Origin of the sequence: Streptococcus rupicaprae (genome assembly GCF_040545225.1) — a bacterium.
Taxonomy (GTDB): domain Bacteria; phylum Bacillota; class Bacilli; order Lactobacillales; family Streptococcaceae; genus Streptococcus; species Streptococcus rupicaprae.
The window spans coordinates 1-21400 of sequence record NZ_JBEPLO010000001.1 but is presented as its reverse complement, the minus strand read 5'-3'; the positions used below and the strand labels follow the sequence as shown (position 1 = coordinate 21400).

At 46.5% G+C, this 21400-nt stretch carries 18 protein-coding genes; 2 read left to right on the top strand and 16 right to left on the bottom strand.

Annotated features, from left to right (window positions below):
* Positions 1-62: 62 nt before the first annotated feature.
* The 9 genes from ABID29_RS00090 to ABID29_RS00050 form a co-directional block, all read right to left on the bottom strand.
* Complete coding sequence (locus ABID29_RS00090) at positions 63-776, bottom strand: L-ribulose-5-phosphate 4-epimerase (RefSeq protein WP_354363582.1); 714 nt, start codon at positions 774-776, stop codon at positions 63-65.
* Entirely contained in the window at positions 776-1639 is an 864-nt protein-coding gene (locus ABID29_RS00085; protein ID WP_354363581.1) for an L-ribulose-5-phosphate 3-epimerase, read from the bottom strand. Before ABID29_RS00085 ends, ABID29_RS00090 begins: the two co-directional genes overlap by 1 nt.
* 2 nt (positions 1640-1641) lie before the next feature.
* Positions 1642-2307 (bottom strand): 3-keto-L-gulonate-6-phosphate decarboxylase UlaD, encoded by a 666-nt coding sequence (locus tag ABID29_RS00080; protein ID WP_168549711.1) that lies wholly within the window; start codon positions 2305-2307, stop codon positions 1642-1644.
* 403 nt (positions 2308-2710) lie between these two features.
* Entirely contained in the window at positions 2711-3196 is a 486-nt protein-coding gene (locus ABID29_RS00075) for a PTS sugar transporter subunit IIA (RefSeq protein WP_354363579.1), read from the bottom strand.
* A 61-nt stretch (positions 3197-3257) separates the two neighbouring features.
* Positions 3258-3539, bottom strand: a complete 282-nt coding sequence (locus ABID29_RS00070) for a PTS sugar transporter subunit IIB (protein WP_168549713.1) — start codon at positions 3537-3539, stop codon at positions 3258-3260.
* 51 nt (positions 3540-3590) lie between these two features.
* Entirely contained in the window at positions 3591-5057 is a 1467-nt protein-coding gene (locus ABID29_RS00065; protein WP_354363578.1) for a PTS ascorbate transporter subunit IIC, read from the bottom strand.
* A 186-nt stretch (positions 5058-5243) separates the two neighbouring features.
* A complete protein-coding gene (gene groL / locus ABID29_RS00060) occupies positions 5244-6866 on the bottom strand; it encodes a chaperonin GroEL (protein WP_354363577.1) in 1623 nt (540 codons plus the stop codon).
* A 379-nt stretch (positions 6867-7245) separates the two neighbouring features.
* On the bottom strand, positions 7246-7530 hold the full coding sequence (gene groES / locus ABID29_RS00055) for a co-chaperone GroES (protein WP_354363576.1): 285 nt from the start codon (positions 7528-7530) through the stop codon (positions 7246-7248).
* A 422-nt stretch (positions 7531-7952) separates the two neighbouring features.
* Positions 7953-8348 (bottom strand): single-stranded DNA-binding protein, encoded by a 396-nt coding sequence (locus ABID29_RS00050; protein WP_354363575.1) that lies wholly within the window; start codon positions 8346-8348, stop codon positions 7953-7955.
* Between the two features lie 85 nt (positions 8349-8433).
* On the opposite strand from ABID29_RS00050, the gene ABID29_RS00045 reads away from it, so the two are divergent.
* Entirely contained in the window at positions 8434-9048 is a 615-nt protein-coding gene (locus ABID29_RS00045) for an NUDIX hydrolase (protein ID WP_354363574.1), read from the top strand.
* Between the two features lie 471 nt (positions 9049-9519).
* Here ABID29_RS00045 and ytpR read toward each other — a convergent pair whose 3' ends face one another.
* Genes ytpR through ABID29_RS00030 form a run of 3 tightly spaced genes read right to left on the bottom strand, consistent with a single transcriptional unit; the run spans position 9520 to position 10744 of the window.
* Entirely contained in the window at positions 9520-10143 is a 624-nt protein-coding gene (ytpR, locus tag ABID29_RS00040) for a YtpR family tRNA-binding protein (RefSeq protein ID WP_354363573.1), read from the bottom strand.
* Positions 10140-10463 carry a thioredoxin family protein gene (locus ABID29_RS00035; RefSeq protein WP_354363571.1) on the bottom strand — a complete coding sequence of 108 codons (324 nt, stop codon included), beginning with the start codon at positions 10461-10463 and terminating at the stop codon, positions 10140-10142. The genes ytpR and ABID29_RS00035 overlap by 4 nt, the downstream gene beginning before the upstream one ends.
* Positions 10460-10744, bottom strand: coding sequence for a DUF4651 domain-containing protein (locus ABID29_RS00030; RefSeq protein WP_354363569.1), 285 nt, complete (start codon positions 10742-10744; stop codon positions 10460-10462). The genes ABID29_RS00035 and ABID29_RS00030 overlap by 4 nt, the downstream gene beginning before the upstream one ends.
* Positions 10745-10871: 127 nt before the next feature.
* On the opposite strand from ABID29_RS00030, the gene pepA reads away from it, so the two are divergent.
* A complete protein-coding gene (pepA, locus tag ABID29_RS00025; protein WP_354363568.1) occupies positions 10872-11924 on the top strand; it encodes a glutamyl aminopeptidase in 1053 nt (350 codons plus the stop codon).
* A gap of 531 nt (positions 11925-12455) precedes the next feature.
* On the opposite strand, the gene pgfM1 is transcribed toward pepA, so the two are convergent.
* The 4 genes from pgfM1 to ABID29_RS00005 form a co-directional block, all read right to left on the bottom strand.
* The gene (pgfM1, locus tag ABID29_RS00020) at positions 12456-15374 is read right to left on the bottom strand and encodes a glycosyltransferase PgfM1 (protein WP_354363567.1); all 2919 of its coding nucleotides are present in this window, start codon (positions 15372-15374) and stop codon (positions 12456-12458) included.
* Positions 15371-16330 (bottom strand): glycosyltransferase PgfS, encoded by a 960-nt coding sequence (pgfS, locus tag ABID29_RS00015; protein ID WP_354363565.1) that lies wholly within the window; start codon positions 16328-16330, stop codon positions 15371-15373. Before pgfS ends, pgfM1 begins: the two co-directional genes overlap by 4 nt.
* Positions 16331-16604: 274 nt before the next feature.
* Complete coding sequence (locus ABID29_RS00010) at positions 16605-17996, bottom strand: LPXTG cell wall anchor domain-containing protein (RefSeq protein ID WP_354363563.1); 1392 nt, start codon at positions 17994-17996, stop codon at positions 16605-16607.
* Positions 17997-18083: 87 nt separating this feature from the next.
* On the bottom strand, positions 18084-21400 hold a 3317-nt coding region (locus tag ABID29_RS00005; RefSeq protein WP_354363562.1), incomplete at its 5' end, for an isopeptide-forming domain-containing fimbrial protein.

Sequence of the window (21400 nt, the reverse complement as noted above, 5' to 3'; positions counted from 1 at the left end):
TTAAACGCTCGACATGTGCTGTGGGGAGAAGAACGACTGCCAAACCAATCTTTCTGCCATCATTATTCCTGACCCTTTTGCCCATAGTAGGCATTTGGACCGTGCTTGCGCAGGTAGTGCTTGTCCATGATGTACTGAGGAGCTGGTTCCACGCGCGGATTGATTTGCTCGGTGTAGCGGTTCATGCGGGCGACTTCTTCCAAGACAACGCTGTGGTAAACCGCCTGGGCTGGGTCTTTCCCCCAGGTGAATGGGCCGTGGTTACGGACCACGATACCTGGAACGGCCACAGGGTCGATGCCACGGCGGGCAAATTCTTCCACGATGACGGTTCCTGTCTCTTTTTCATAGGCGACGTTGACTTCATCAGCCGTCAGAGAACGGGCACACGGGACTGGCCCGTAGAAATAGTCAGCGTGGGTCGTCCCATAGAAAGGAATGTCACGACCAGCTTGGGCCCAGCCAACAGCTTCAGTTGAGTGGGTATGGACAACCGCGTGGATATGGGGCCAGGCCTTGTAGAGCTCCACGTGGGTTTTCAAGTCTGATGACGGGTTGAGATCCCCCTCAATGACATAGCCATCAAGATCTGTCACCACCATGTTTTCAGGGGTCAACTTGTCGTAGTCCACACCTGATGGCTTGATGACGATCCGCCCCAGTTCACGGCAGACTTCGGAGACATTGCCCCAAGTGAACTTGACCAAGCCATGCTTTGGCAGGTCCTTATTGGCCTCACAGACCCGTTTTCTCATTTCCTGTAACTCTTTTGGCATTAGCGTAATCCTGCTTTCTCAATCAATGGATAGAGGAAGTCCTGCGCCTCCTTGATGGCTGTCTTGGTTTCCTCGACGGTCTCACAGTTTTCGGACCACATTTCAATCAAGAATGGGCCTTGGTAGTTGGACTTCTTGAGGACATCAAACATGCCTTCCCAGTCCACACAGCCTTGACCAAATGGCACATCACGGAACTGACCTTTGGAGGTTTCCGTCACCGCATAGGTGTCCTTCAAGTGCAGGGCAGCGATAGAGCGGTGCCCCAGATAGAACTCGCTCCAGATGTCATTGTGCCAGGCGGACACGTTCCCCGTATCTGGGTAGACGAAGAGGTAAGGCGAATCGATTTCCTTCTCGATGGCCTGGTATTTCTGGATGGAGTTGATGAAGGGGTCATCCATGATCTCGATGGCCAAAATCACCTGAGCCTGCTCTGCCCAGTCGCAGGCTTTTCGCAGGTTCTTGATAAAGCGAGCCCGTGTTTCTGGCGATTTTTCCTCATAGTAGACGTCATAGCCCGCCAACTGAATGGTCCGAACCCCCAAATCTTGAGCCAGTTCGATACATTTTTTCATGGCAGACAAGGCTTCTGCTTCCAATTCTGGATTAGCTGATCCCAGCGGATAGCGACGATGTCCTGAGAAGCAAATGGTCGGGATCCGAACACCAGTCTCATAGATGGCTTTGACCATGTCCAGCCGCTCTGCCTTGGTCCAGTCCAGGCGTGCCCAGCGATCATCTGACTCATCAATAGACATTTCCACAAAGTCAAAACCCAGTTCTTTCGCAAATTGCAGGCGTTCCAACCAGGTCAAGTGCTTGGGTGTCGCCTTTTCATAGATACCAATCGGACGTGCCATACTTACCCCCAAATCCGACGAATTTCATCTTTGAATTCACGAGCTGCTGCCGCTGGATTTTCAGCTTCGGTGATGCCACGACCAGCAATGAAGGTGTACACCTCAACCCCTTCAAAGAGCTTGAGGGTATTCACGTCCAGACCACCTGTCACCGACACACGGAAGCCCATTTCAATGAGTTTTTTAACCTTATTGAGGTCTTTTTCCCCCCAAGTCTCGCCAGCAAGAAGAGCGTCACGTGATTGGTGGTAGATGGCTTGAGAGATCCCTGCATCTAGCCAGAGTTGGGCTTGCTCAAAAGTCCAGTCGCCGTAGAGCTCGATTTGGATTTCACCCTTTTCACCATTGACTTCTTGGATGGCTTTGAGGGCTGCTTCCATAGTAGGAATGGTCGCTGAACAAATACAGGTCATCCAGTCTGCCCCGCGTACAGCATTATTTTTCGCAATAGTCCCACCAGCATCCGCACACTTGGTATCCGCTACGATAATCTTTTCTGGGAAGAGGTTGCGCAGCACCTCCACCAACTCGCTACCAACTTGGAGCAGGCAAACTGTACCCGCCTCGATGATATCCACCTCGTGACCGACAGAGACTGCCGCCTTGATGGCTCCCTTAAGGTCAGAATGGTCCAGGGCCACTTGCAAGTTAGGAATAGGTTTTGTCATGATATGCTCCTTTTCTTTTGGGAAATGGCAGAGCCAGTCCCTTACTCATCCCTATTATAGAACGCTTGCAAGACCTAAAAAAGACCAAATAAAACACAGGACTGTGTCCAAAGTTGGACGGTAATCCTCATCAATAGCCCACCGTCAAGTCCGACAAATGCAACGAGCAAGCCTCTTCTTACTTTAAAGATAATGCCTGCCTTTAAAAATTGATACGCTTCTTATAACTGAAGCAAGAGCTCTCTTCTTAGTGGAGTGATGACCGGCGACACAAAAAAGATTGAAGAGTGTCACCAAATGGATTCTCTCTTCAACCTAAGCAGTTTTAAGTAAGAAGTCTCGTTTTTTAATAAAACTGTTCTCCAAGTTTCATTAGGATAGTTATCTTCTAGCCAACAACTCCCTAATCATCAAGATCAAAGCCCTCTAAGTAAGGACTAGACTTCGATTCTTCGACCATTGCCAAAACTTCCTCTGGTGATTGGCAGGCCACTAGGCGTTCAATAGCCCTATCTAATTCAAATAAGGCAATAATTTGAGGAATGGCCACCGAGGTATGAATCGCTGGTGTTGTGGCAGCCAGAGTTAACAGCACACTGACTTCTTTGCCATCTGAAAAAGTAACCGGCTCTGTCAAGGTAATCAAGGAGAAGGAATCTCGATAAACGCCCGCTCCAGCCTGAGCATGTGGCATGGCCATGCCAGGCATGAGGACATAGTAGGGACCGTATTCTTCAGTTGAGGCGATAATAGCGTCGTAGTACTCCCGAGTAACTGCTCCACTCTCAATCAGCGGTTGCACCGCCAATTCAACTGCTTCCTGCCAGCTGCTTGCCGTTAAACCTAACCGAATCGAATTATTTTCTACAAAAGCCTTTTTTAAATTCATGGCTATCTCCTTCACTATCAAAGATAAGAGGCTGGTCAATCTTCCAGCCTCTCAGACTAACCTACTCCAGTACCGCTGCTAGCTTGGTCTTGATTTCATTGTCATCCATCAGATTGTCCAAACCGACCAACTTTCCTTTGGTGCGTCCCTCTAATTCAGCAATCAAATGATTAGAAGCCACCACAATATCATAACCTGCTGCCAGGCCCTTGGCCTCGCCAACAGAGCAAGAAGCGGATTGGATATCTGTCACACCGAGCTGTCTCAAAGCATTTTCAACCTTCATCTTGATCACCATAGACGATCCCATCCCATTGCCACACGCTGTTAATACTTTAACCATCATTTCCTCTTTTCTATTTTTTGTTTTTATAATTTCTATCTTAACACAAGCTTAGTCCGCTTGGACATCTCCACGGTAGTAAGCCTCTTTGTCCTTGGCTTTGGCAAATTGCAGTTGCGGAATAGCCAGCAAAAACAAACAAACCAAGACATAACCAGCAATACCGAGCGCTTTAAAGCTATAAGCAAACGGCAACCACGGTAAAACAAAGTCAATATTGCCATGATAACCACCGAAGTTGGCGAGCCCTAAAAGCGCTACAGCAACGGCACCAAGCGCCACCTGGAGGACACCTGATAAGAAGGACAAAATAACTGCTGCCTTCCAACCACCCCGTTTGTCTGCGTAGACCGCAATGGCCGCATTGTCAAAGAAGACTGGGACAAAACCAGTAATAATCAGGACTGGATTTTTAAAGACAATCAGAAGCACAATCGTAATCAACTGACCCATCAAACCAGACACAAACCCAAAGAGCACCGCACTTGAAGATCCAAACCCATAAGAAGCAGCAACGTCAACCGCTGGAAAGGATCCTGGCAATAATTTGGCAGAAATCCCTTGGAAAGCGTTGGTCAATTCTGCCACGAACATCCGCACCCCTTGCATTAAGATGAAAAGGTAGACGGAGAAGGTAAAGGCCACCTCAATGACATACATAAAGAAGGCTTGTTTTTCAGGGCCACCATAGAGCGTGCCTGATGTGATGACTTCTGGATTGGCCATAATGTCAGGCCCTAGAACAAAGAGAATTGCTCCAAAGAAGAACATCATTAAGGTGGCTGAGGCCACTACTGTATCGTGGAAAATATTTAAAAAGGCTGGTAACTTCAGATTGTCTAAATTCTCTTCTTTTTTCCCTAGTTTAGGAGCTACCTTATCCACAAACCACAAGGCAAACTGCTGTTGGTGACCGATCGCAAAACCGCCGCCACCTGTCAGGCGCTGGGTTGCTTCCACGGTCATATTGGAACTGACCGCCCAATAAAGCCCACAAACCAAACCGATCAAAAGCGTTGCAAGTCCTGTATTTTCCCCAATAAAGCCACCTAACATCAAGACAACAATCAAGGAGACTGTCGTAGCTTGCTGAACCATAATATGGCCTGTGATAAACAAGGTCCTAATCTTTGTCACCTTACGCAGTGCTACCAGAGCAATATTGACAAAGAAACCAATCAGCAAAGCAGAGGCAGCTAAGCCAGCAAATTTCGGAAATTCTTCTGCAATCTTGTTATTGACTGCTGCAAGACCGAAATAGGGGTCAATGACTGCCGCACCAATGTTGAATTTGTAGTTAAGAGCAGCCAAAATCGGTCGGAAAGTGACCACCAAACCTCCAGCAGCCACATTCAAAATCATGTAACCAACCGTCGCCTTGACAAATCCTGCAAAAACATCATGCAGGGGCTTTTTCAAAAGCAAGTAGCCAATGAATACCAGCAAACCAACGAAAAATGCTGGCTTCTGCAAGATATTCTGCGAGAACCATTGAAGGGGGACAAGGAATTGTTCCATGTTCTTTACCTCTTTTCGTAAATATATTATTAATGACACTTCTATTATAATTTTTGAAAGCGATCACAAAAAGACCAAAGAACACACAAATATCTGTTCAAAAGTGGACTGATAGCCACTAGCAGATAATGATAGACTAAAAGGCTAGGAAATCCTAACCTTTTAGTGGGCTATCACCTAACTGCACTACATCATGCCACCCATCATAGAAGGGTCCATGGCTGGTGCTGGGCTAGTAGGTTCCGGGCGATTGGCAACGACAGCTTCTGTAGTCAAGATAAGACTAGCTACCGATGCCGCATTCTGAAGCGCCGAGCGACTGACCTTAACAGGATCAATGATCCCTGCCTCAATCATGTCAACCCACTCACCTGTTGCTGCATTAAAGCCAGCTCCCTGGTCTGCATTTTTCAAACGATCAATGATGATAGAGCCTTCATAACCTGCGTTGTGGGCAATCTGGCGAACAGGCTCTTCCAAGGCACGCAAGACGATGTTGCGGCCTGTCGCTTCATCTCCATCCAATCCGAGAGAGGCCACCTTGGCCATTACAGTTACAAAAGCAGTACCACCACCTGCGACAATGCCTTCCTCAACAGCCGCACGAGTGGCGTTTAGGGCATCCTCGATACGGAGCTTGGTCTCTTTCAACTCGGTCTCTGTTGCGGCACCGACCTTGATCACCGCCACACCGCCAGATAGCTTAGCCAAGCGCTCTTGGAGTTTTTCACGGTCAAACTCAGAAGTTGTCGTTTCGATTTGAGCCTTTAAGACAGCGATACGATTAGCAATCGCATCCTGAGCACCAGCTCCTTCAACAATGGTCGTATGGTCCTTATCAACCACTACCTTGGCTGCCTGACCGAGGGCTTCAAGCGTTGCGTCTTTCAACTCCAAGCCAAGATCTTCCGTGATAACTGTACCACCTGTCAAGATAGCAATGTCTTCCAACATCGCCTTGCGACGATCCCCAAATCCTGGTGCCTTAACAGCCACCACATTGAAGGTGCCACGGATCTTGTTCAAAACAAGAGTCGGCAAAGCTTCGCCATCCACGTCATCCGCAACAATCAAGAGTGGACGATTGGTTTTTAAAATAGATTCTAAAAGCGGAAGGACTTCTTGGATATGAGAAATTTTCTTGTCCGTGATCAGGATATAAGGGTTATCCAGTTCTGCAATCATCTTCTCATTGTCTGTCACCAGGTATTGAGAGAGGTAGCCACGGTCAAACTGCATCCCTTCGACAACTGAAAGTTCTGTTTCCATACCGCGTGATTCCTCAATAGTGATAACGCCATCGTTACCAACTTTTGCCATAGCTTCTGAGATGTACTCACCGACCTTCTCAGAGCGAGAAGACACCGCAGCAACTTGGGCGATAGCTTCCTTGCCAGACACTGGCGCAGCGATTGCCTGAAGTTCTTCTACTGCTGCTGCAACAGCCTTCTCAATCCCACGGCGGATACCAATTGGGTTAGCTCCTGCAGTCACATTTTTAATGCCTTCACGCACAATAGCTTGGGTCAACACAGTCGCTGTTGTTGTCCCATCTCCAGCGATATCATTGGTCTTTGAGGCCACTTCTGAAACAAGTTTGGCTCCCATATTTTCAAAGTGGTCTTCTAGTTCGATTTCTTTGGCAATGGTCACCCCATCATTGGTGATGAGTGGAGAGCCAAAAGCTTTTTCTAAAACCACATTGCGGCCTTTAGGACCTAAGGTCACCTTGACGGTATCTGCTAAAATGTCGACGCCGCGCACCATTGCCGCACGCGCATCCGCTGAAAATTTAATATCTTTTGCCATGATTTTTCCTTTTCTAATCTAATAAATACTATATATACTCTATTGTCCAGTTAAAAGCCAGACCAGTCGCATACAAGGCCTGAAAATAACTGGCTTGATAAATCGTGAGCTCGATCTCATCAAACTGGTCAATGCCTAGTGTGAGGTTGCACTATGATTGAGTATCCATCGCCACAAGACCAGCTGGTCAACCTGACATAGGTTTCTCTAAAGACCTGAACCACTTTTCGTGAGAGGGAAAGCGAGATCGAGAAATTCCTTGGTCGCTTAAAACTAAATCTCTGGATCCTTGAGCAGGTCGCTGTCAGGCGTTTTTCAAAACCAGCTACCAGCTTGGCCAAAGGCCTTCAGAGCCTCTAGCTAGACTGAGGGCACCATACTAGCTAACAATAGCTAGCACGTCTGCCTCGCGAATGATGAGAAGCTCCTCACCTTCATGTTTGACCTCAAGACCAGCTGACTTGTCTACCAATACTGTTTCACCGACAGCAACTGACGGCGCGATCAACTCACCTGTCAAGGTACGGATCCCTTCTCCGACAGCTAAGACTTCAGCTGTTTTGGTTGCTTCTTTTGAGCCACCTGCCAGCACAAAGCCACCAACCGTTTGTTCTTCTTCTTTTTCGACACGCACAACAAGGCGGTCACCCAAGGGTTTTAACATACAGACCTCCAATATTACAAATGATAACTTAGCACTCTCTGTCTTTGAGTGCTAATCCACTTTCTATTGTATCACTTGGTCAAAAATAGTCAAGGGAAAATAATCCTTTTACAGGAAATCATTCTCTAGTCTGATATTGTACGTTTTAGACACTCCACACCAACTAAAAAACCGTAATGAAAGCTATCTTATCCCTTAAGAAAACAGCGTAATGAAGGCTTAAAAAATCCTATCCCGATAACCATCTGGCTACAATATTATGGCAATGACTGGGGACAGTTTTCCTTGGGAAACACCCAGGCCTTGACCTCCTTTTGCTTGTTTATCCAGCTGCAAAAAAGTGGAAGACGAACTGACTCGACATCCACTTTTTTTATATTTGATTTGACCCAATCCCTAAAGTGCTTTTAGAATTGCTAAGTCTAAAACGGCAACGCCTCTTCTTCTAGGACAAGGTCCGCTAGGTCTTGGCTGTTATTGTTTTCGCGCATGGCACGCTGGGCACGACTCTCTAGTAACTGGAAACCATTGCACAGCACCTCTGACACGTAGTGGGTATCTCCGTTTTTCTCATATTTACGGGTGCGCAATTCCCCATCGATAGAAATGAGGCTGCCCTTGGTCGCATAGCTGGCCAAGCTCTCTGCCAGCTTGCCCCAGGCAACGGTTTGGATAAAGTCCGTTTGACGCTCTCCGTCTCCGCCGCGGTATTTGCGATTGATGGCAATGGTAAAGCGGGTCACATGCTTGTCATTGGCTGTTTTTTGCACTTCAGGTTGATGAACCAAGCGGCCAATCATAATCATTTTATTTAACATTTTAATATCCTCCTACCTCTCTATTCGTAGGATTCTCCAAAAAATGATAAAATGAAGAAAATAATACCCAATGAGGAAACCCTTCATGCCTGAGTTAAAATCTATCCAGTCCCTCTTAAGCACCTACCAACCCAAGCCAATCAACCAAAAAACCAGCTATGCTATCTTGCTACCCCTCATCAAGATCGGCGAGGCTTATCATGTTCTCTATCAGGTTCGGGCCCAGCACATCTCCCAGCCAGGAGAAGTTGCCTTTCCTGGTGGCCAAGTCGAAACAGGCGAAAGCTTAAGAGCTGCTGCCATCCGTGAGACAGTTGAAGAGCTCAACATCGCTTCCGATCAGATCCAGGTCTTGGGGGAGATTGACTTTCTAGTCAGCGGTTCACGAACCATTCACTGCTTTGTCGGCGAGATTCTAATAGAAGACTGGCAGACTATCTCTCCTAACGAGGAAGTCGAAAGGCTCTTTGTTCTGCCGCTGGACCAACTGATGGCAACTCCTCCGACTTACTACCCTCTGACTTCTAGCCTGCAAGCCAGTACGAAGTTTCCTTTTGAGCGCATTCCAAACGGAATCCACTACCCCTTCAAAGATTTCCAGCGTACCATCCCCTTCTACGATGAGTTCGAGGAGAATCTCTGGGGCATGACCGCCCTGTTTACCCATCGGTTTGTGGAGATGGTCAGGCCTGCCCGCTGAACAATCAGCAGCCGCTCCCTGGTATAAGTCCCCCCATTGAAACTCGTCTCATCACCATTTTCATCAAAATGATCCAAAAAAGGCGGCATATAAGAACAGGAGGCAGCGAATCTGACATTTATACTAAATAAAATTCAAAAATAGATAATTTAGTGCATTACCGACTGATTCTCAAATAAAACAGTATTGCTTGATTTCCAAACGCCGCAATTAGATAAAAACTGCTTCAGTAGTTCACGGGACTGTTAGAGAAGCGTGCTACAGAACTAGAAAACGTGATGGCAGTAAGGCTAGACATGCTAAGATTAAGTAAACGAACCCTTTACCCTTCTATTTTTGATTTTGAATGAGTATTATCAGACCATGGCATCACACCATTTTCAATAACATCTCGTCACACAAAAAGACCGAAGAAGCGTTTAAACGCATCTTCAGTCTTTTGATTTTTTCTATCATTGGTGTCTGCCAAGACTAGCCCTTCCAATGCTTTGCTGCATCAAAGGCTTCGCCAACGACCGCATGGTCTGGAAGGCTAATGATTCCACGGACCTGTGGTGCGTTGGGAAGTTCTAATTCACGCGCACTGCAGAGCATGCCGTAACTGTCAACCCCGCGGAGTTGACCTGGGAAAATCAAACTACCACTCGGCATCATAGCTCCAGGCAGGGCTGCTACTGTCTTGAGGCCAACCGTAGCATTCGGTGCCCCACAGACGATTTGAACAGGAGCTTCTTGGCCGATGGCCACTTGACAGATATGAAGGTGATCACTATCTGGATGGTCTTGCATTTCCAGGATTTCTGCTACGACAAAGACAGGATTCTGACTTGCTTCTAAGGTTTCGGTGAAGCCTTCTCTGGCCAATTCGCTGTTGAGGCAGGTCAAGGCCTCCTCTGACAGAAAAATCTGCCCCTGCCCTGAAATCGGGAAGAGGTCTGAGACCTCAAAAATATTCCAAGCCAAGGTTTCTCCTGTCTCGCTGACCACCCTGGCCACACGTCCCTTGCGTTCTACATGGCGCTTGACAGGGCTCGTTTCTTGCAGGATGACCATCAAGACATCTCCGACATGTTCCTTATTATAGGCAAAAATCATTTCTCTTCCAATCCTTCTAAAAATCTAATAATCTCTTCCTTGCTCTTACGCAGTTTATTGACCAGGCGACCGACCTCTCGGCCATTTTCCACCACAACAACGCTCGGAATTCCAAAAATATCCCATTCCTTGGCCAAAGGCATAAATGCATCCCGATCCAGCTCCACAAAAGTCGCGGACCCAAACCGCTCTTCAATCTCCGACAAATAAGGGGCAATAAAGTGACAGTCTGGACACCAGCTCGCCATAAAGACAAAGACCAAGCGCTGGCCAGTCTCAATCAAACCTGCCACTTCTTCTAAACTAGAGGGAGTCCTCATAAGTCAGCCTCCTCGTAGAATAGCTCGCCTGCCAAATAATCGAAACGATAGAAACGCCCATCCGTCAGGATAACACCACCTTTGACCTGGAGCTGGTCAGACACCGTATGGTCCACGAATACCGTCGCAATCTCCCCCATAGGGGCAAAAAATGCCCGCACTTGAAGCAGGATTTCTCGGATCCGCTCCCCCTCTTGATAATCCAAATACACCTTAGTCCCTAGGGCCAGCGTCGTCAACCCAACCAGCCCAGCTAAGGCAATCGCTGTTCTTTTTTTCATATCCAAATTATACCATAAAACCTTGCTTTTGAACGATAAAAGCTATATTTTTCCACAGTCTTTTGCCTCATTTTCTCTCAGAAATGGTACAATAGAAAGCATAGAAATCATTTTAAGGAGCCTTACTATGTCAGAACTTTTCCAAAAAATCCAAGAAGTCACTGCTCTCGATGGCCTCGCAGGCTATGAGCACGAGGTTCGCGACTACCTCCGCCAGAAAATCACCCCCCACGTTGACCGCATCGAAACAGATGGCCTTGGTGGCCTCTTTGGAATCAAAGACAGCAAAGACCCAGATGCCCCCCGCATCATGGTGGCGGCCCACATGGATGAAGTTGGCTTTATGATCAATCAAATTCGACCAGATGGGACTTTCCGCGTCGTATCTATTGGCGGCTGGAATCCGATGGTGGTTAGCGCCCAGCGCTTCACCCTTCACACCAGCAGGGGGACCAAGATCCCTGTCATCTCGGGCTCTGTACCTCCTCATCTAGGCGCTTCTGGGACACCAAAAATCGAAGATATTGTCTTTGATGCAGGCTTCAGCGATAAGGCAGAAGCTGAACGCTTCGGCGTTCAGCCTGGCAATATCATCGTCCCTCAGGCAGAAGCTATCCTGACTGCCAATGGCAAAAATGTCATTTCCAAAGCCTGGGACAACCGCTTCGGCCTCCTCATGGTGACCGAACTTTTGGAACACTTGTCTAGTCAAGGCCTTCCCAACACCCTCATCGCAGGAGCAAATGTCCAAGAGGAAGTCGGTCTACGTGGAGCTGCTGTTTCCACCACAAAATTCCAGCCAGATATCTTCTTGGCTGTTGATTGCTCTGCAGCTGGTGATGTTTATGGAGACCAAGGCCATTTAGGAGGCGGAACACTCTTTCGTTTCTACGACCCAGGCCACATCATGCTCAAGGACATGCGCGATTTTCTCATGACCACTGCTGAAGAGGCGGGCGTCAAGTTCCAGTATTTTGCCTCTAAAGGCGGGACGGATGCCGGAGCCGCCCACCTGAAACACCATGGGATTCCATCGACCACTATCGGCGTTGTGGCTCGCTATATTCACTCCCACCAAACCCTCTTTAGCCTAGCGGACTTTGAAGAAGCCCAAGCTTATTTGCAAGCAATCGTGAAAAACCTTGATCGCCAGACGGTTGATCGTATCAAAGCTTATTAACTTTAACGATTGCTACAGAGCACAGCCTTACCTCTCCCTTCCTAGCCCTCTTTTATAATCAGTCCACTTCAAAAAGCACTTTTTATCGTTTAAGAAAACAATTTTTTCTCATACTTTTCTGAGCTTTCTGATGTTTAGGCTCAGACTTCAAACGGTCTATTCCCAGACCGTTTGAGTAAGTAGCACAGACGTTAGTAAAATAGTCTGGGGTTAGACTGTTTTGGAAAGCAAGTAGTGTTTCATTGCTAAATTTTGAGCCCTCCTCACTTTGTCATTTCTAGGCTCAGAGCTTCCACAGTCCACTGGACAGTTGAACTGTTACAGCGTCAGGATCGCTTTTGATCGCTATCGCTCCTACTACACATTTTTCAAGTGGAAAAACTCTACCAGCCGTTCTTCAACAGACTCTAAAAAACAAAAACAACCGCCCTTCTATCAGCTAGTCTAGCGATGAAAGGGGGTTGTTTTTTTGAAACTGTAAATAATCGTCTGCCTGCCAGTGAAATAAATAGGCAATTGATAGCATAGGCATTAAACAGATGGCTTATGGCGGGCAGTATCTCGCCAATACAGCCCCCCGATAACCACTATGGACATGAGGGAAAGCAGGAAGCCAACCCTTAGACCAGGTGTGACAAAGATCATCTCAATCTCATGCTCCCCAGAACTAATCGGAAAGCTCAGCAAACTATTCCAGGCCTCTGTGGTCTCAACCAACTTGCCATCAACCTTAACTTGCCAGCCTGGATTATAAGCAATGCTGGTCATCATCACATCACTATCATCCGTTACGGTTACCTCTCCCCTGATATGGGTATCTGTAAAGGAAGTCACCCTCAATCCCTGTTGCAAACGATCTGCCAGAACCGGTTGAACTTCTTTGTTGTCTACTCTCACCAAGGAGAAATTGGTAAAGTCGAGCTCATCTTCTGTACTCGTTTCAAATCTTAAACGAATTTCTTGACCCTGTGCATCATGCCCGATATTCCACAATTGGACCTGATCAAAACTCTGAGTGTAGTTATACCACTGATCATTGAGGAGGATGTTCATCTTGCCCATAGACGATCTCAGAGAGACTGGCGCTTGGAAATAGTAGGTGAAATCCGTTTGCGGAGTAAACCTGAAGGTCACCTTACCCATCTGACTCTTATCGATACGACGATAGGTTTTCTTCCCATTTTCCTCACTATAGACCATATTTTCCAGGTCAATATGGTTAAAGGCTAGATGTTGGAAAAAGTCCTTGTCCTGATTGGACATTGAGTTTAAGATAATATTTTGATTTGAGACTGGATTGTTTAGTCCGAACTGGATATTTCGGGTCAACTGATTGGTCGCAAAGGCGATGGGAAGGACATTTGGATTCTCATAATAGACAAAAGTCTCATCTTCATCGATTTTTTCAAATAGGGACTGCAAGTCTTTGCGCGTTGAATGTTTGCTAAAGTAATGCGACTTGGGATTGTTTTCCACGTCTTCATGGGTATAGTCCTTGCGCGCCACATAGTAACGAACACTATAGAAGGCATCAGTTAGGGCTGTACCATTCGCGTAGAAGGTTGAGGCGTTTCCGCCCACATCACCCAAGGCTCCGAAGAGGTCTATCGTCGACTTTTCCATACTAGAACTAAAATTACTCAAGCCTCTGAAGGAACCTATCAAAGGATCCACTTTAGAATATAAGAAATCTGTACCGATCCGGTAAAATGGTGCTTGGGATGTCTCCTGATTAAGCTCCTCCACACGATCTGACAATTGGCTCAGTTTGACCGCCAAATCACTAAATTTATAAGCATCCGTGTAGCCTATGGTGGTCTGAGAAAGATAGGCGTTATAGCCCAATTCGAGGCCGGATACTAGTACCACCAATAAACCAACCCTTCCTAGCCTTGGCTTGCTATAGAACCAAAGCGCCAGTAACCAAGTGATCAAGGTGAGCACCAGTTGACTCAGCAGGTAACCCTTAAACAGGAGCACCATAGCGATATTGAGCCCTAACAGGGTTAAGACAAAGCGAAGCAATTGCTTCCAAACCTTGTCCTGACGCCCCAATCGGTAGACATAAGCCCCAAAACAAAGAATCAAGCCACTAAAAATCACATAGACAGCTTTAGGATGCTCCGTGACTAGCTGGGTTAGCCCAGCTGGTTGAGTCAAGGAAATGTAGGTATAGTCCTGATAGACCAGATAAGTAATCGCAACAAGGGCAAGCACAAGCCCTGTCCATGCCGTCTGCGGCTTAATTTGCTTTTTGGACTGCAGAGTCTGAAAGGCCAAGAGGACCATGAAGAAAGAAACTAACCAAGAAAAGCGGAAAAAGAAACCAGCGGGATTTTGTCCCATATGCCAGATCTTGCTGGTAAACTCATTGACAAATGACAGAAGAAATAATCCAGATAAAATCGCAGCAGCAATTTTACGGTATTTGTGGGCCTGACTATAGTTAAAATACAGGATAAAACCAACCAGGCCAAGAGCCCCAACGAAAAGGTTCGGCAGACTTGGCCCAGCAGACCAAGACTGATTATCAAACCCTCCGATGACCAGTTTCGATAAGATGTCAAGGGGATTAATCTGAAACGCAAAGCTAAAACTCAGCGGATTGTCATAAGCCCCTTTACTACGTAGCAAATTGAGTACAATAGGGTAAAGAAGAACCGCTGTGGTCCCAGCTGCCAAGAGCGAATAGCACAGAACCTTGATTAGGGGCAGGAAAAAACCTCTAACCCTTTCCTTCCAGCTAGGCAAGTCCAAGCTTGGCGCCATATAGTAACAAGCGTAGAGGGCCACAAACAAGCAAATCATATAACCCATATAAAATTGGGTAAAGACTGTCACCCCCAAAATCAGAATATATTTATAAGGTCTCTTTTGATCCAAGGCTTCCTCCAGATAGGTAATCAATAGAGGCAACCAAATCATAGCATCATAAAAGATCGGGTTCATCTGGTAGGAGACAATCATCCCAGAAAGCGCATAGGCAGTCGCAAAAATAGGCACATAGGCACCTTGACTTTCCCCCCTATAACGCTTGACCAAGAGGTGAGCAAAGCTCAACCCCATAAAACCATATCTCAAAAGCAGGGTCAAAAAGACAGCCCACTTAAACTGACTCAAGGGCAGGATAATGTAGAAAATATTGAACGGACTCATGAGGTAATAGCCCAGAACCCCAATCATTTCACCCCCGATGGATTTTTCGAAGGAATGGAAAAAGGAGCCCCATTGGCCAGAGAGCAAAGTCTCTTTCAGATAGGCATAAAAACCGATGTACTGCTGACCAAAGTCAACTGCCATCAGGCTCTTTGAACCAAAAGGAAAATGCCCATTAAAGGCCCAAACCCCCAACATGATCAAACAAGGAAGGAGAAAACTCAGAGCATAGATACCACCCTTACTCCTCAAGAGCACTCCTAGTTTCTGGTATGACTTCCGAAAAATCGTCACTGTTTCTTCTCTCCTCCCTTTATATCAATATTGGTCTTTTCAACGATATAGTGCGGGCGCCCTTTGACCTCATAAAAGATTTTCCCAATATACTCCCCCAGAATACCAATCGAAACTAATTGAATGCCCGAAAAAAGGATAATTGCCGCAATGGTCGTGAAATAACCACTCACCACCTTTTCTGGACTCAGGATATAGCGTACCAACTCAGTCGCTAAATAAAGCAGTGCTAGACCAGTGCTAAAAAGCCCCAATTTCAAACAATAACGTAAGGGCCTGTCATTGAAAGACATGATCCCCTGAAAGGCGTAGTTCAATGACTTGGTGAAGCCAAATTTGCTCTCACCCGCCTCGCGAATATGGTTTTTATAAGGAATAACCTTTTCCTTATAGCCCATCCACTCGTACAAGCCCTTGTTAAAACGATTGTACTCTGGAAGCGAAATAAAGGTTGAAAGAGCCTTGCGACTCAACAGCTTCAACTCCGACTTACCATCTGTCAACTTGACATCCATCAAGTGGTTGGAAATGTAATAAAAAAGTCTAGCAAAGAACGTCGATGCCTTGCTTTCACCCGTCCGATCGCGTTGTCCACTGACGATATCATAGCCCGCACGATAGGCAGCAATAAACTCTGGAATCAAGCTAGGAGGGTGCTGCAAGTCCCCATCCATCACCATGACAGCATCTCCTGTCGCATACTGAAAACCAGCCAGAATCCCGCTCTCTCGCCCAAAGTTACGGCTAAAACTGAGATAGCGAATATTAGAATTTTCCATAGCAAAGCCTTCGATCAGCCTTAGGGTACTATCGGTACTCCCATCATCAACATAGAGCAACTCATAGGCATCCAGCTCCTGGCCTAGCAATGCCTCTAATTGTTCAACCATAGCCGCATTGGTCTTGGCTATAATGTTTTCCTCGTTTAACAAGGTGATTAAAACCGTTAATTTCATACAGATTGCCCTTCACTCACTAAATGATACACATAATTTCAATACGTCACAATACTAATGCCATCCTCCCATACTACTACAAGAACAGATCCTGTAGCCTCACAAAGTCACTATTATAAAGCCTTTGACCTACTTAAACATTATATATCATGGGTCTACAAAAGTAAAGGTGACTAGCCATGTGCTCTACTATCAAAGAACCATTTCAAAAAGGATCAAGGCACAACACCCTGATCCTTATCGCTTTTGTAAGGTTTCTTACTCAGCTGTTTGCCTAGTTAAGGTCCTTTTTCTTGAAACCTACCAAGGCTAGTAGGGCAAAGAGTCCAGCTAGAACAAGCGCCCATGGACCCGCCTGGTCACCAGTTTTAGGGAGTTCCTTGCGAGTTGAAGCAGGTTTTACGATCTTGCTAGAGGCACTAGTCACTGCTTCGCTAACTTTAGCAGTGGTTGCTGCTGTGCTAGTCTTAGGAGCAACTGTCGTTGTTCGCTTAGTAGTAGGTTTGAAAACAATGCTTCCTGACTTCTTAGACGTGGTCGTCGTAGTTGCTTCTGTGCTAGAAGATGTTACCGAAGTTGTTGACTCTGTCGCTGCTGTTGTGGTTTCTGTGCTAACTGTTGTTGGCTCTGTCGCTGCTGTCGTTGATTCTGTCGTAACAGTAGTTGCTTCTGTGCTAGCAGTGGTTGACTCAGTCACTACAGACGTCTCTGACATACTTGACTCAGTGACCGGCGGTGCTACAGTAGTTGTAGTTGTGCTAGTCGTACTTGGGGTTGTCGACTCTGTAGTCGTAGTCGTGCTAGTCGTACTTGGGGTCGTTGATTCTGTAGTCGTAGTCGTGCTAGTCGTACTTGGAGTCGTTGACTCTGTCGTTGTAGTCGTGCTAGTCGTACTTGGAGTTGTCGACTCAGTCGTTGTGGTCGTGCTAGTCGTACTTGGAGTTGTCGACTCAGTCGTTGTGGTCGTGCTAGTCGTACTTGGAGTCGTTGACTCTGTAGTCGTAGTCGTGCTAGTCGTACTTGGAGTTGTTGACTCTGTAGTCGTAGTCGTGCTAGTCGTACTTGGAGTCGTTGACTCTGTAGTCGTAGTCGTGCTAGTCGTACTTGGGGTCGTTGACTCTGTAGTCGTAGTCGTGCTAGTCGTACTTGGGGTTGTTGACTCTGTAGTCGTAGTCGTGCTAGTCGTACTTGGGGTTGTTGACTCTGTAGTCGTAGTCGTGCTAGTCGTACTTGGGGTCGTTGATTCTGTAGTCGTAGTCGTGCTAGTCGTACTTGATGTCGTCGTCTCTGGCGCAGCCTCACCATTAGCCTTAGCTTTAAGAGCAGCATAACGCGTATTGAGATCTGCTAGACTTTTTTTAGCACCTGCACTCTTAGCCGCATTAGTAGCTGTAGTCAAAGCTGTTTCAGCTAAGGTCAATCGACGCTTAATCAAAGCAGCACGTCCCCCGCTGATTGCTGACTCCAGATTATTCAAAGCAACTTCAAAGTCATTTAAAGCACTTTGCTCCTCTGCGCTTGGAATTTCCTCATCAGGAGCTGGCACATCGTCTGTTGCAAATACCGTCCCCAAAAGTTGGGAATTCAGAGTGTATGCGGGAGCAATGATAGCACCACCCATAATAGCTGATAAAGCAGCTATCATCAGAGTTTTATTTTTTTTCATATGAATTTCATTCCCTTTTCATTATTAGCAAATAAGGCAGGGAAAGAAGAGCTTAAGCCCCTCTATCCTGCTTTACCTGCCTTTAGCCTATTTTTTTCGTTTCGAAAAACCATAGAAGCCAAGAGCTACTAAGCCAATCACTAGTCCAACAGCACCTAGGATAGATACTTGTTCACCAGTCTTCGGCAAATCAGATTTTGGTGTCTTAGGCGTTACCACCTTAGGCTTATCTGGTGTTGTCGGAGGTGTTGGTGGAACTGGTGTTGGTGGCACCGGAGTCGGTGGCACAACTGGTGGCGGTGTCGTCTTACGTGGAGGGATCACCGTTACCTTGTTGGTCTTCTTAGTGAATTTAGCATCTGGATTATGATTGTATTGCACGGTCGCAATATTATCAATACCGCCCTTATAGTGAGCATCTGTCAAGGCTTTAACATCCTTGATAGCGGTGTAGATAATCACGTTGACAGTGTAACCTTTCAGGGCTTCCATTGTCATTTCATCAGAGAAGTCAACTGTAACATCTTGACCCTCAACAGTAATCTTACCACCGAGCGCTTCGATAGCTTCAGCTGTCAATTCACCCTTCTCATTGACTTGTCCAAAGAGGGCTAGTTTTTCAGCGAGCTTAGCTTGCTTGTCTTTGGCTTCCGCTAGAGCTTTCTCAGCTTTCTCAACAACTTTCTCTTGGTTAGAGATAGCCACTTGACGTTCAGCTGGATTCACTGGATTCACTGCTGGAGCTTCAGGTTGAGCAGTTTCCAAAGCAGTCACAGCTGCTTGAGCTGCTGTTAGCTTGCTCTGCAAGTCTGCAACAACTTGTTCTTGAGCTGTTACAGCTTCATTAGGTGTTTCAGCAGTTGCCCCATCTTCAGCAGGAGTTGCTTTCAATGCGTCAAGACTTGCTTGAGCTGTCGCCAATTCTTGAGTCAAATCAGCCACAAGCTGCTTAGCAGTCTCAAGTTCTGTAGATGTTGGTGCTGGTGTCTCTTCGCCCTGGAGCTCTGCCAATTTAGCCTTAGCTTCATCTAGAGCTGTTTGAGCTTTAAGAACATCCTCATCTACATAGTTGGCTGTTTCAGCTGGTGTTCCAGTCAATTTAACTGCGATGCCCTCTTTCTTCACTGCAAAGAGTGCGTCAAGAGTATCTGTCACCGTCAGACTAGTCAAGTTGATCCGCTTGTCTTCAGCCTCATCAGAAGGAACCGCCGACTTAATGTCGAAGCGGAAGGCTTCTTGAGCATCAAGGAGACGTAGAAGCGCCGCTTGCTCCAAACCTTCAACACGGCTAACTGTCTTAACAGGGCTATCTGGTGTTGGATCTTCAGGTTTTGGAGGTTCAACTGGTGTTGGTGGCGTTACCGTTACAGGTTTGGTTGGCTTATTGCCATCCTTGCCATTGCTGTCTTTAAAGGCAACGGTAGCTGTATTCGGCACTTTTGCAACACCTTCTACAAGGTAAGCAGTCAAGTCTGCCTCTGCCTTGATATAGGCTGGAATGTACAATTGAATTTGCTTGCGACCTGCTAATTTAGCAAAGTCTGTCACTGTTGCTGTTACAAGATTGCCCTCAACAGTCACCTTAACGGCATCTGTCTCAGAACCATCTACGTAAGCAATCACATCACCGTTAATCGCAAGAACATCTTCCAATTGGTCTGTGACAACAAATGATTGATAACTTGCAATATCCTGTGGAAGGTTGGCTGTTACATGGTACAAGTAAGAAGTGTTAACTTCAATATCTAAATGCTCAAGAGTCTTATTAATCTTCTTGTCAATTGTTGGTTCATCTGGTGTTGGTGGCACCACAGGAACAGTATTGGAGTCCTTCTTAGTTGTCGGATCGTTGTTAATGATGTAGTTTGCAGTGTTTGGAACACTTGTCACACCATCAACCATGTACGGTGTCAAGTCAACACCATCTTTAATACGTGCTTGGAATGCCACACGGACTTCCTTACCAGTATGAGCCTTAACTTGTTCCTTAGTAAGGGTAACTGTTACCGTTTGACCGTCAATAGTGATCTGGTCTGCTGCAAGAGCTTGACCTGCTACAGTAGCCTTAACGTCGCCTTCAAAGGCCAGTACTGGTTCAAGTGTATCCATCACTTGGAAGGCAAAGGCACCAGTTGGAACAGCTGTATCGATGGTATAAGTAAAGATTTCATTACGTACACCCAATTCAGCTTTCTCAGCACCATTTACTTTCTTAGTAATTGGAGGAGTATTAGGCGTTGGTGGCGTTACCGTTACCGGTGGGGTTGGTGGCGTTTCGCTATCAGGCGTTCCATCCACGTGTGACTTGTTACGGTATGTCACTTTAGCAGTGTTAGGAATTTTCTCACGAGTTACACCTTCACGGATTTGTGATTGAATAACCAGTTCAACTTCCTTGCCTGCAAATGATGCTGCAGCCGCAAAGTCTGTGATTGTAGCCGTAACAGTTTGACCGTCAACCTTAACATCAAAGAAGGCTGCTGCGTCACCAACAATAGTTGGTGTGCCTTGAACGGCCAAGTCATTATCCAAGGTATCTGTAATCACATAAGATTTATATGATGCTATATCAACTGGAAGAAGTGACTTAATGTTGTAATTGTAGTCAGTCTCAGTAGCTACATCCAAATGATCCAAAGTATCATTAATCTTCTTAGACACAGTTGGGTTCTCACCTGGAGGCGTTACGGTAACTGGTGGGGTTGGAGGGGTTTCCTTAGGCGGTGTTTCACCCTTAGGATCCTCTTCACCATCAACGATTGGCGTATTACTGAACGTAATCTTCGCCGTGTTAGGGATCGCTTGACGAGTCACCCCTTCACGGATTTGGGAAACAATCACTAACTCAACTTCTTGACCGGCAATCGCTGCAGCAGCCTTGAAGTCCTTCATGGTCGCAGTCACTTTCTGACCATCAACCTTAACATCGAAGTACTTAGCAGCCTCGCCAACAATCTTAGCTGACTTCGCTTCCAAGTCCTCATCAAGCGTATCCACGATAGCGTATGACTTGAACTTAGCGATGTTGCCTGGTACAAGGGTCTTGATGTTGTAAGTGTAGTCTGTTGCGTTGGCTACATCCAAGTGATCAAGACTTTCATTGATCTTCTTCGTCAATGGTGGTGGCGTTACAGTTACTGGTGGCGTTGGTGGCGTTTCGCTATCAGGCGTACCGTCCACATGGGACTTGTTCTGATAGGTCACTTTCGCTGTGTTAGGGATCTTAGCTGTGGTCACACCTGGTTTGATGTGGGCTGTGATCACCAACTCAACTTCCTTACCTGCCAAGGCCTTAGCGTCCTTGAAGTCCTTCATGGTAGCTGTAACGGTTTGACCGTCAACTGCCACATCGAAGAACTGAGCAGCTTCGCCAAGAACATTGGCACCAGTAACGGCAATCTCAC

Coding starts and splice junctions, on each gene's coding strand:
- ABID29_RS00090 (WP_354363582.1), bottom strand. CDS start 776: ATGCCAAAAGAGTTACAGGAAATGAGAAAACGGGTCTGTGAGGCCAAT.
- ABID29_RS00085 (WP_354363581.1), bottom strand. CDS start 1,639: ATGGCACGTCCGATTGGTATCTATGAAAAGGCGACACCCAAGCACTTG.
- ABID29_RS00080 (WP_168549711.1), bottom strand. CDS start 2,307: ATGACAAAACCTATTCCTAACTTGCAAGTGGCCCTGGACCATTCTGAC.
- ABID29_RS00075 (WP_354363579.1), bottom strand. CDS start 3,196: ATGAATTTAAAAAAGGCTTTTGTAGAAAATAATTCGATTCGGTTAGGT.
- ABID29_RS00070 (WP_168549713.1), bottom strand. CDS start 3,539: ATGGTTAAAGTATTAACAGCGTGTGGCAATGGGATGGGATCGTCTATG.
- ABID29_RS00065 (WP_354363578.1), bottom strand. CDS start 5,057: ATGGAACAATTCCTTGTCCCCCTTCAATGGTTCTCGCAGAATATCTTG.
- groL (WP_354363577.1), bottom strand. CDS start 6,866: ATGGCAAAAGATATTAAATTTTCAGCGGATGCGCGTGCGGCAATGGTG.
- groES (WP_354363576.1), bottom strand. CDS start 7,530: ATGTTAAAACCCTTGGGTGACCGCCTTGTTGTGCGTGTCGAAAAAGAA.
- ABID29_RS00050 (WP_354363575.1), bottom strand. CDS start 8,348: ATGTTAAATAAAATGATTATGATTGGCCGCTTGGTTCATCAACCTGAA.
- ABID29_RS00045 (WP_354363574.1), top strand. CDS start 8,434: ATGCCTGAGTTAAAATCTATCCAGTCCCTCTTAAGCACCTACCAACCC.
- ytpR (WP_354363573.1), bottom strand. CDS start 10,143: ATGATTTTTGCCTATAATAAGGAACATGTCGGAGATGTCTTGATGGTC.
- ABID29_RS00035 (WP_354363571.1), bottom strand. CDS start 10,463: ATGAGGACTCCCTCTAGTTTAGAAGAAGTGGCAGGTTTGATTGAGACT.
- ABID29_RS00030 (WP_354363569.1), bottom strand. CDS start 10,744: ATGAAAAAAAGAACAGCGATTGCCTTAGCTGGGCTGGTTGGGTTGACG.
- pepA (WP_354363568.1), top strand. CDS start 10,872: ATGTCAGAACTTTTCCAAAAAATCCAAGAAGTCACTGCTCTCGATGGC.
- pgfS (WP_354363565.1), bottom strand. CDS start 16,330: ATGAAATTAACGGTTTTAATCACCTTGTTAAACGAGGAAAACATTATA.
- ABID29_RS00010 (WP_354363563.1), bottom strand. CDS start 17,996: ATGAAAAAAAATAAAACTCTGATGATAGCTGCTTTATCAGCTATTATG.